The sequence below is a fragment of the Alteromonas sp. DY56-G5 genome, assembly GCF_041414725.1.
GTDB lineage: Bacteria > Pseudomonadota > Gammaproteobacteria > Enterobacterales > Alteromonadaceae > Alteromonas > Alteromonas macleodii.
The window spans coordinates 57,221-67,761 of sequence record NZ_JANHZQ010000028.1 but is presented as its reverse complement, the minus strand read 5'-3'; the positions used below and the strand labels follow the sequence as shown (position 1 = coordinate 67,761).

8 protein-coding genes are annotated in these 10,541 nt (G+C 46.5%); 3 read left to right on the top strand and 5 right to left on the bottom strand.

All coding sequences use genetic code 11. The features are described from left to right. Positions 1-93: 93 nt before the first annotated feature. Positions 94-1,152 (bottom strand): LysR family transcriptional regulator, encoded by a 1,059-nt coding sequence (locus NO989_RS14220; RefSeq protein WP_371342768.1) that lies wholly within the window; start codon positions 1,150-1,152, stop codon positions 94-96. A 167-nt stretch (positions 1,153-1,319) separates the two neighbouring features. Here NO989_RS14220 and NO989_RS14215 point away from each other — a divergent pair, with 167 nt between their 5' ends. Next, positions 1,320-1,835 (top strand): lactoylglutathione lyase family protein, encoded by a 516-nt coding sequence (locus tag NO989_RS14215; RefSeq protein WP_014950763.1) that lies wholly within the window; start codon positions 1,320-1,322, stop codon positions 1,833-1,835. Between the two features lie 146 nt (positions 1,836-1,981). Here the strand turns inward: NO989_RS14215 and NO989_RS14210 are convergent, their stop codons facing one another. From NO989_RS14210 to NO989_RS14195, 4 genes are all read right to left on the bottom strand, one after another. Next, complete coding sequence (locus NO989_RS14210) at positions 1,982-2,623, bottom strand: MBL fold metallo-hydrolase (RefSeq protein WP_371342767.1); 642 nt, start codon at positions 2,621-2,623, stop codon at positions 1,982-1,984. A gap of 3 nt (positions 2,624-2,626) precedes the next feature. Continuing rightward, positions 2,627-4,039: an APC family permease gene (locus NO989_RS14205; RefSeq protein WP_371342766.1), complete on the bottom strand. Its 1,413-nt coding sequence runs from the start codon at positions 4,037-4,039 to the stop codon at positions 2,627-2,629. Continuing rightward, entirely contained in the window at positions 4,036-5,736 is a 1,701-nt protein-coding gene (locus NO989_RS14200; protein WP_371342765.1) for an amidohydrolase, read from the bottom strand. The genes NO989_RS14205 and NO989_RS14200 overlap by 4 nt, the downstream gene beginning before the upstream one ends. A gap of 97 nt (positions 5,737-5,833) precedes the next feature. Beyond that, positions 5,834-6,874: a serine/threonine dehydratase gene (locus NO989_RS14195; RefSeq protein WP_269351315.1), complete on the bottom strand. Its 1,041-nt coding sequence runs from the start codon at positions 6,872-6,874 to the stop codon at positions 5,834-5,836. A 194-nt stretch (positions 6,875-7,068) separates the two neighbouring features. Between NO989_RS14195 and NO989_RS14190 the strand changes: the two genes are divergently transcribed. Continuing rightward, a complete protein-coding gene (locus tag NO989_RS14190; RefSeq protein WP_371342764.1) occupies positions 7,069-10,047 on the top strand; it encodes a putative bifunctional diguanylate cyclase/phosphodiesterase in 2,979 nt (992 codons plus the stop codon). Between the two features lie 11 nt (positions 10,048-10,058). Further along, the gene (locus tag NO989_RS14185; RefSeq protein ID WP_014950757.1) at positions 10,059-10,433 is read left to right on the top strand and encodes a PH domain-containing protein; all 375 of its coding nucleotides are present in this window, start codon (positions 10,059-10,061) and stop codon (positions 10,431-10,433) included. Positions 10,434-10,541: the final 108 nt, after the last annotated feature.

The window sequence follows — 10,541 nt, the reverse complement described above, 5'->3', positions numbered from 1 at the left end:
ACTCAAATGGTACAGCTCCATAGTAGACAGTGCATGGGCCGGAAGCACATGGAATTAAATTCGTGGGGATCCCTCAGACTCTGACCCCAATTTTTAACCCAATACTTGGGTGATGGCTTGTTTTACTGCTTTGTAGCGGGCGGGTAGAGCGCTGTGGGGTGTTTGAACACTGTATAGGGGCTCGGTTACTTCATTTTTAGCTTTGTAGACGGTAAGTTTGTCGGCAAAAGACACAAAGTCTAGTGTGCTGGTGGGCAGCACGGTGTAACCCAACCCTTCGCTTACCGGCAGTAGAATTTGCGAAAGTTGGTTGATGTAGCCGGTATGAGTCAGCTTATTCGGATTAATGTTGGCTAACTCAGCTTCTCCGCAATCGTTAAAATAGCGCTGCAAGTAGTGCATGGCATCAGGGTGATTAATAAGCCCTAAATACTTAATCACGGCTTTTAATGTTCTGCCATCATCAGTTTTACTCTTTGCTTTTCCAGATACGCTTGCTACTTTTGGTACCGAACCCGAACCCGAACCCGAACCCGAACCCGAACCCGAACCCGAACCCGAACCCGAACCCGAACCCGAAATAAAACCCTGCGCGTTTTCAGATAACCCAGGAACCTGCGCAGCAAGCGCGTCAGGTAGGCTACGCGGTAGAATAAGCCCCAATGCTTCTTCGCCTAAATACTCACTATGTATATCTTCACTCTCTGGCTGGTTTGTCACAATGCCAAGCTCCAGCGTATTGTTCGCAATGCCTGACAAAATAGTACGACGAGGTGCGACTTCCACGTGAACATTAAGCGCGCTATGCTGCTTTTGCAGTGCCAGCAGAGCAGGGTAAATACGCTGAGCAATCGCGCCTGAGCAGGCTACTACGCACTTACCTTCAAAAGGGGCGTCAAACTTTAAGCTGGCAATAAAATCTTGCTCTTTTTCCTGCTGCTCCTTGGCATAGTGGTACACACGCTGGCCCTGTTCAGTTAGCTGAATCCCCTTGCCTAAACGGATGACTAGTTCACACTGACATGCCTCTTCCAGTTTCTTAAGGTGCTGACTTACGCCCGGCTGCGTCATAAACCGTTGCTCTGCGGTGCGCGTAAAGTTCCCCGTTTCTACTAACGTGATGAAGGTGTCTAGCCAAATAGGGTTTATCATTTTTCTATAATTTAAAATTATTAAATTTAGAAAATATCATAATTTCATTTTTCATCTTTGTCTAGCTACTATGTATGCACATTCACTTAAGCGGTGTTCGAGTTGGCCTTCTTGATGAGGCGGCCGCTTAAGCCATTTTGATAAGTTGCACTACATAGGAGTAAGTGATGACTGAAGCAGTAAAAACACCGTATCCACGTACGTTTTCTCATATTGGAATTTCAGTACCTGACTTAGAAGCTGCCGTGAAATTTTATACCGAAGTACTTGGCTGGTACCTCATCATGAAGCCAACAGAGATTGTTGAAGATGACTCGGCGATTGGCGAAATGTGTACCGATGTATTTGGTCCAGGTTGGGGGAAATTCCGCATAGCGCATCTGTCAACAGGTGATCGTGTTGGCGTTGAAATTTTTGAGTTCAGCAACCAAGAGAACCCAGAAAACAACTTTGAATATTGGAAAACCGGTATCTTTCATTTCTGTGTTCAAGACCCAGATGTTGAAGGCTTGGCTGAAAAGATTGTCGCTGCTGGTGGTAAAAAGCGGATGAAGGCGCCGCGTTATTACTATCCGGGTGAAAAGCCTTACCGCATGATTTACATGGAAGACCCGTTTGGCAACATCCTTGAAATTTATAGCCACAGCTATGAGTTGCATTATGCAAGCGGCGCTTACGAATAAGCGTTAGTTAATAACGCTTTTTAGACATTACGCTAAGCAAATGCATAGCAAGCTTTAAATAAGCGAAAGGCGAGGGCGAAACAAGCAAAAGCTTATTCAACGCACCTCGCCTTTTTGTTCTTTGACTGCTGATACGACGTGAAGTTTTATCCGAATTGACCCGAAACATAAGGATTCGTGGCCTTTTCGGTTGCAACCGTAGTGGTTGGCCCATGACCCGGGTAAATCGTCATATCATCCGGCAGCACCATAATTTTCTGTTTAATCGAGTCGATTAATTGCTGATGATTACCTTGAGGGAAATCAGTTCTGCCAATAGAGCCTGCGAAAATTACATCACCCACAATAACGCGATTACTTGAGCGTTCTACCAGCACCACATGACCAGGTGTATGACCCGGGCAATGCAGCACGTCTAGCGTTAAATTGCCCACTGAAATGGTATCGTTGTCGTTTAACCACTCGTTGGGAGCAAAAGGCTGGGCGGGTGGAAAGCCAAACATCTGGCTTTGCTGCATAAGTGCATCTAACCAAAATTTGTCGCCAATATGAGGCCCAACAATCGGTACACCGTAATGCTCTGCGATGGCAACAGTGCCGCCCACATGATCTAAGTGCCCATGAGTGAGTATGATTTTTTCTATACTCACGCCTTTATTTGTAGCAGCTTCAATTAACGTTTCAACGTCGCCACCTGGGTCGACAAACGCGCCTTTGTTCGTGGATGAGTCCCAAATTAATGAGCAGTTTTGGGCAAAGGGCGTAACGGGTATAACTTGAATTTCCACGGTTTAACCTTTTGATTCTTTGTTGCTTGGAGCGAAATAAAAAAAATAAAGCAGTGCGCCAACCACTAATTCACCCAGTAAAAATAGCCATGCGTTGGTTGACGACTGTGCAATAGACCATGCGCAAACCCCTAGTGCGACAAAGGGTATCAGACGTCGAAACAGGTTTACAGGGCTGGCAAATGCGCCTGCAGAGCCGTTAAAATAAGCGTCATTCTCAGAATTATCTTGCTGCATGCTGCATTGTGAAGAAGCGCTCTGCAAGGTAGCACCTTGCAATGAAGCCCGCTGGGCTTTCATCAGCACCACTACACACACGGCGTAAACCACAAGCCGTGCAAGCACGCTTGAAATAGCTAACCACACAAAGCTGCCGCTCAGCGCCATAGTACCGGCAAATATTCCCAGTATTGATATGGAAACTGCTGGGGTAGCAAAGGATGTGTGAATCTCACCTAACTTCTGTCCCAGTTTACCTGGAATAAGTGACTGCTGCGCCATAGAGAACGTAAGTCGAGACGTAGATATCATATTCGCTAACAAGTTACCGGCAACCGACACTACGGCGGTAAGCGTCATTATGAGGGCCCCGGTTTCGCCAAATATCATATTGGCGAGTGCAATTAGCGGTGCGCTATCAGGTTTTGCAGGCCCCACGGTGTGCCAATAAAGCCACTGCACGCAAAAGTAAAATATGGCAATACCTGAAACCGTAAGCATTAGTGCACGAGGTATGGTTTTTTTCGGTGAATTGGTCTCGCCGCTCGTGACCACTACCGTTTCAAAACCAATAAAAGCGTAAAGCGTAAGTAGGGCGCCGGCAGATATGGTGTCAAATGCAGGCACAACGGTTTCCGAAGAACGCACTAACGCAGTAGAAAAATCGAGCTGCCAGTAACCAACCGCAATAAGCGCCACGAAAGGCAGCAGTTTTAGCACCGAGATAGCATCAAGTGAACGCATGGCGGCCTTAAGGCCGACAATATTCACTATGATTAGTGCTGTGGTAAGCGCGATAATAGCGAATGACTTGTCTATTCCCGCATTCAGTTCGGGCCACACATAGCCGGCGTATAGCAATAACACGTGCATGTTGGCGGCAATCGCCGTTGCGCGAGCCAAGTAGTAAATAAAGCCAGTTTGAAACGCCGCTGCGTCGCCAAAGCCTTTCTGGGCGTACACCACAGGTCCACCGGTTTCTTGGTACAGGGCCGCTAGCTGCCCAAAACACCACACAATGGCCAGCATTAGCGCGCCAAAAATCAAAAAAATGTAAGGGCTGAAAGCGCCGAGCTCAGCGGCCATTTTAGCGGGCAGAGCAAAAATGCCCGCCCCAATAAGGCCATTTAACACCAAAAGGGCAGCGCCAATGCCGCCAATCCCTTTGGTTAACAGGCTTTTGTTTTCGCTACTCATTTAGAAAAAACTTCTTCTCCAGCCACATAAGTTGCGTGTACTTCGGTTTTCCAAATGTCTTTGGCATCAATGGTAAAAATATCTTGGTCGACCAAGATAAAGTCTGCCCATTTTCCTGGCGTCAGTGTGCCCAAGGTATCTTCCATGTGCCCTGCGTAAGCAGCATCTAAAGTAAACCCTTTAAAGGCTTGTTCAATGGTTAACGCTTCGTGGGCATACCAACCTTTTACGGGTTGATTGTTTCTGTCTTGTCGCGTAACCGCAGCGTGAAGCCCGTAAAATGGGTTAGCAAGCTCTACAGGGAAATCAGAGCCTAAGGGCAGTGCAATGCCCGAATCGAGTAGCGTTTTCCACGCGTAAGCGCCTTTCATACGATCTTTGCCAAGGCGATCTTCCGCCATGTTCTTATCGCTGGTGGCGTGAGTAGGCTGCATGGAAGGTAAGACCTTTAGCGAAGCAAAGCGGGCTAGGTCGTCAGGCGCAATCACCTGTGCATGCTCAATACGGTTGCGCAGTTCGCTGCCGCCAATACTCTTAAACGTGGTTTCAAACTCGTTCAGTGCGACATGGTTAGCCTTATCACCAATGGCATGGTAGTTTAGCTGGAAGCCCGCACCAATTACCGTAGTAAACAGTTGGGTCATATCTTCTGGTTGAGTTAACAGCAAACCATGTTGATGCGGTGCATCTGAATAAGGTTCAAGCAATGCTGCGCCTCGGCTACCTAGTGCACCATCGCCATAGGCTTTTACCGAACGAATATATAAAAAGTCATCTTGGTCGCGAATAGTACCATTGCCCAGCATGGTGCTGAGGTCAGGGTCTGTCGCACTCACCATGGCATAAATACGCACAGGCAAGTCACCTTCTACCGCTTCTTTTAAATAGAAATCGTAAACGTCTCTGTCTATGCCAGCATCGTGCATTGACGTAACACCATTTGCTAGTAAGTGCTCACCTGCTGCATGTAATTGTTGCTCGTAAATAGCGCTGCTTGCTTTAGGCAAATGCGCTTCAATTAATTGCGATGCATTATCAATGAAAACACCGGTAGGATTACCGTTAGCGTCTTTAATGATTTCGCCCCCTGCAGGCGATGGGGTGTTTTTAGTTATACCCGCAATTTCCATCGCTTTACTGTTCACCCAGGTAGCGTGGCTGTCTACACGAGCTAGCGCCACAGGTCGGTCAGAAATTACTTTATCCAAGTCAGCCGCTGTTGGAAACGCTCTGTCAGACCACAATTCCTGGTTCCAACCGCGCCCGGTAATCCAAGCTTGTTGTCCATTTGCAAAGGCGTATTCGGCAACTGTCTTGGCCGCGTCTTGTGCACTGCTACTTTCTCGCAAATCGACTTCCAACAAGTTTGCGCCTAAGCCTAGTAAATGCCCGTGAGCGTCGATAAGCCCGGGTAGCATAACTTTGCCTTTGCCATCAATGGTGCTGTCGACAGGCGTGTTGCCTTTGTCGATATCTAATGCAACCACTTTGCCTTCATCAATGACAAGGTTTTTAAACGTAATGAGTTTGCCACTTTCATTTAACGTATAGCCTTTTACGTTCTCAACAAGCATTGCAGCATCCACCGTAAGCGTGGTGGTCATAGCACCTAACGTTGCCGCTGTTGCAAACGTTGCGGTTAGCAATTTTGAAAGCGAGTGCTTTTTAAATGTCAGTGCCGACAATGTAGAGTTCATAGTGAGTTTCTGCCTTTTTTATTTCTGTTTTATTCTTTGTTTTTTTAGTTTTTATACCGAGCTGCTCGAGTTTCAATAGCTGCGCACTAACGCAACGCTATGCCTCGACACGCTCGGTGTCTTCAAATTCGTCTTCGTCATCAAGGTCAAGAATGGGAGGCTGCAGCAAAAAATCTCTCTCCCAAATTTTAGCCATACTCGACTGGCTAATGTTGCCGCCACTCAATATAACAAGAGCGGTTTGCCCAGGTGGAGTGTTGGCAGCCCAAGCCGCTACTGCAGCCATGGTCATCGCGCACGTGGGCTCAATATGAAGCTTTAGTAAATGATGTAGCCATTGGGTCCAATAAGCAATTTGCAGCTCATCCACTTCGTAGAAATCATCTATTTCTTGCAGTATAGGAAACGTTACATCGCCAACAGAAGGCGTGGCAGCACCGTCTGCCAAGGTATTTGGAGCATAGTCTAAAGCAATGATCTCACCAGCTTGCAACGACATAGAGGCATCATTCGCTTCGGCGGGCTCAGCGCCAATGACCAATGCATTTGGCTGTAGTGCGCGAGTTGCCAGTAGTGCGCCCGACAATAACCCTCCGCCACCACACGGCGCAAAGACAGCATCCACCTCACCAATTTCGTTAAGCGCTTCTAACGTTGCCGTGCCTTGTCCTGCCACAATATCTTTGTGGTTAAACGGCGGTATCCAGGCCGTGTCTGATGCTTTTGACGCTTGCTCGACAGCCGCATCTGCTTCTGGACGGGTAGGAAATAGTTTTAATTCAGCACCATAGCTTTGCGTAGCAGCAGCTTTAATCGGCGAAATGGTCTCGCTCGCGAAAATAGTGGCTTTAATACCAAAGTGAGACGCTGCATAGGCTACTGCCTGAGCATGATTTCCAGAACTATTGGCGACCACATGCTTCGGTAAACGACCTTCCTCTTTCAAGCGGGCTAAAAAATTCATGGCGCCGCGAATTTTGAATGCCCCGATGGTCTGTAAGCACTCCGCTTTAAACAGAATGCGGTTGCCCATCCATTTGTTGAGCAACGAAGATTCAACAATCGGCGTTTTCTTTACGTCGCCTTTTATACGTTCATAGGCTTGTTTAATGTCTTCAAAATTTGGGGAAATACTCATTAAGTAACGCTCTTTTCATTTTGGTTATTTTATGGGTTAGCGCCGACAAGGGCTTTTACGCACTAAAAGGAAATCGGAAGCCTTACAGTGCCAGATACTATTAGATAACGCCAGAGCCTATACCCATAAGACAATTCATATTTATTTCATAAACCTTCTTTAGTATACCGGCGCAAGTTACCGGAGACAGGCACATGTTAAGCAAACACAACCATCGTATTTACGCCTTACCTACGGTTTTGTTTCTTTTTCTCACCTTTTTATTTGTTTCAGCTGGTGTTTTTATTCAAAACGATGAACGCGCAGCACGTATTTCTAAAGCGCAGTCGGTTGCAGAGCAGGTAAAAATTAGTCTTGAAGTTTTCTCAAGCGAACGTATTCAAGCGCTGCACAACCTAATGCGAAACTGGCCCACCTTTGAGCCAAACCAAGTTGACTGGTTTAATGCGCAAGCCCTGTCATTGATGGGCATGCAGCGAGGCTTTTCATCGCTGGTATTTGTCGATGCGAGCGGTGAGATAGCGTGGGTGGCAACGCCATCTTCAGGTATCAAAACCCGTATAGACAACAGCCTCATTGGTCATCCTATGGACGCGTTGGGCTTAAACATATCGCGTTTGTCCGAGGATTTGGAAAGCACGCTTTTGTATTCAGATGCTGCTCAACATCACTTTATCGTTGTGGGCAGGGCCATAAGCCCTCAAGAGCCTGAGCACGGGTTTCTGGTGGCGGGGTTCGACGTACAAACCATATTAACCGTGATGTTAGGCGAGTTAGTAGGCCCACAATTTAACTTTCAGCTTAACGCCGACAGTGCAACGCTTTTTCAAAGCGGTGAGTTAGTCAACGATGGCACCATTGTGTCGCTTTTGCCGTTCAGTTTTTTAGAACGCGATTTTTACCTTTCCATGCAGTCTCAGCTAAGCCCATATAACGCTGGCTTGTTAATTATTATGATTGGACTGTTGATGTCAGCGCTAGTGAGCTATGTGCTGCACAAGCAGCTTAAAGGAGCGGTTAATTTGTCTTTAAGTCAGCAGCGTTACCTCACCGCTAGCGAAGCCTCCCTTGATGCGCTTCTTATTTATCAGCCAACAGATGACGACTTTTCTCTAGTAGAAGCAAACTCATACAGTCGCTATCTATTTCGCGGTGCATGTGATGTATTGCGGTCCATGAGCTTAGCCGAGCAAACGCGATATTTAGGCTTAAGCAATGAATTTAAAAACGCCAAAAACGTTGCTGAACTTGGCGTGCCTTATGAAGCTCACCTTGCCATTCATAGTGATAAGATTGCGCCTCAATGGATAAAAGTTCAGGTGGTAAAAGCTGGTGACAATATTGCGGTGACCGTAAGGGACGTGACCGAACGTTTTCGCGCCCAGCATGATTTAAAGCGTAGCGAAGAAAAGTATCGCCGCTTAGTTGACGGCATGCACCGCCACTTTGTTTACACCAAGACCGTTGAGCACAACTTTATGTATGTGAGCGCAGGTATTGAAAAGATTTTAGGATTTAGCGCAGAAGACTTCTGTGCAAACGAGTCGAAGTACGTTCGCCAAGTACCTGACGAGACGTTTGAGATACGTCAAACCATTGCCCGTGGCGAAAAGCCCGAGCCTTATATTGTGCATTATCAAGGCAAGGTCGGCGAACCGTTAGCGATTGAATTTTCAGACACGCCCATTGTCGACGAGCAAGGATTACTGGTTGCCGTTGAAGGCATAGCTCGCGATGTGACGAAAGAGCTGGCGCTGCAGGAAGAAGTGTATTTTCAAGCTAACCATGACCAGTTAACCGGGCTGTTTAATCGCTATGCATTTGATGAGAAACTGCGAGCGATCCTTGATGAAACGCATAAAGCGGCTGGTCAGCAGGGCGAGAGCAAGGCTTTAAACCACGTTGATTTTGAAAAAGTGGCGAGCATCAATTCGCCTCGCGCTTACCACAAGCAAAGCGTGATGTGCTTTATCGATATGGATCGATTCAAGTTAGTAAACGACAGCTGTGGTCATCCAGCCGGCGATAAGCTACTAAAAGAAATCTCCACCATATTTAGGCAATACGTGAATGGGCAAGATCTGCTTGCCCGAATAGGGGGAGACGAGTTCTGCATTATATTTCGCAACCAGAGCCTAGATGAAGTCACGAAGCGATTAGATAAACTTTTAGTGGCAATTTCAAACTACCGTTTTGTGTATGATGACAAATTGTTTTTTGTGGGGGCAAGCATTGGCGTTATCGAAATAAACGAGAGTACACAAAGCGCAGAAGCGTTAATTAAAGCGGCCGACAACGCATGTTACAAAGCTAAACACCTGGGTCGAAACCGTTACTTTGTATTTCATGATAACGACTCACAGATGGCCATTGATGACAGTGAAAACCAGGTGTTACATGCCTTGCACCACGCACTACAAAACGACGGGTTTGAGTTGTATAGCCAAGCAATCATGCCGCTTAACGTACCCAATCAAGAAAAGGCCGCCCAACCTCAGCATTACGAGATTTTGCTTCGTCTAAATGCAAAAGACAGTGGCCTTATAAGCCCGGGACTTTTCATCCCGCTAGCAGAACGCCATGGCTTAATGAATAAGGTGGATATGTGGGTGGTAGATAACACCCTTAAAACCCTTGAAAGTAATCCTGCTCACATCGATAACGTAGGCAAAGTCGCAATTAATTTATCAGGTATTACACTGGGTGATGAAATGGCGCTGCACAACATTGCCAAGCGCATGCAAAGTACTTTAGTACCTGCTGAGAAAATTTGTTTTGAGATTACAGAAACAACAGCGGTAACTAACTTAAGCGCTGCTAAACATTTCATTTCTACACTACGCGATTTGGGGTGTAGCTTTGCCTTAGACGACTTTGGTGCTGGTATGTCCTCGTTCACCTACCTGAAAAACCTAGATGTTGATTACGTTAAGATCGACGGCTCCTTTGTGCGAAATATCGTTCACGATCCAATTGATCATGCTACAGTAACAGCGATAAATAATATCGCGCACAGTATGGGTAAACAGACCGTGGCCGAGTTTGTGGTCGATAACGCGACCGCCGCGGTTTTACGAGACCTTAAAGTAGATTTCGGTCAAGGCTTTGCTTTGGATAAACCCAAGCCACTGGCGCATAGAGTTCAATGGCGAGTTAAACTTGCCTCTGCCTAAAAGGAAATGTCATGGGTTTATTTGATACCATCATGGGTAATGCAAGCGAGACTAGCGCTTCAGATGTTCAAGAAGAGCTTACGCCTATACTTGCTGCTAACGAAACCGTTACCTCTGCGTTTAAATTAGTGCGCGATTTGAGCGTATTCACAAACAAGCGCCTAATCCTTATTGATAAGCAAGGCCTTACCGGGCGCAAAGTGAACTATCATTCAATACCTTATAAATCTATCACGCAGTTTATCGTTGAGACGGCAGGGCATTTTGATACTGACGCCGAGCTTAAAATTTGGCTGTCGGGCAAAGCCGATCCCATTGAGATTGAACTAAGTGCATCGTCTGCTCAGGCGGTACAGCAAAATCTAGCAACCCAGATGTTTAGCTAGTTTCTGCATCTGTCATATTTGATTGATGCTTTGAAGTAGCAAGTAGCAAGTAGCAAGTAGCAAGTAGCAAGTAGCAAGTAAAGAAAGTCTAATCACCCTACAAGTGCA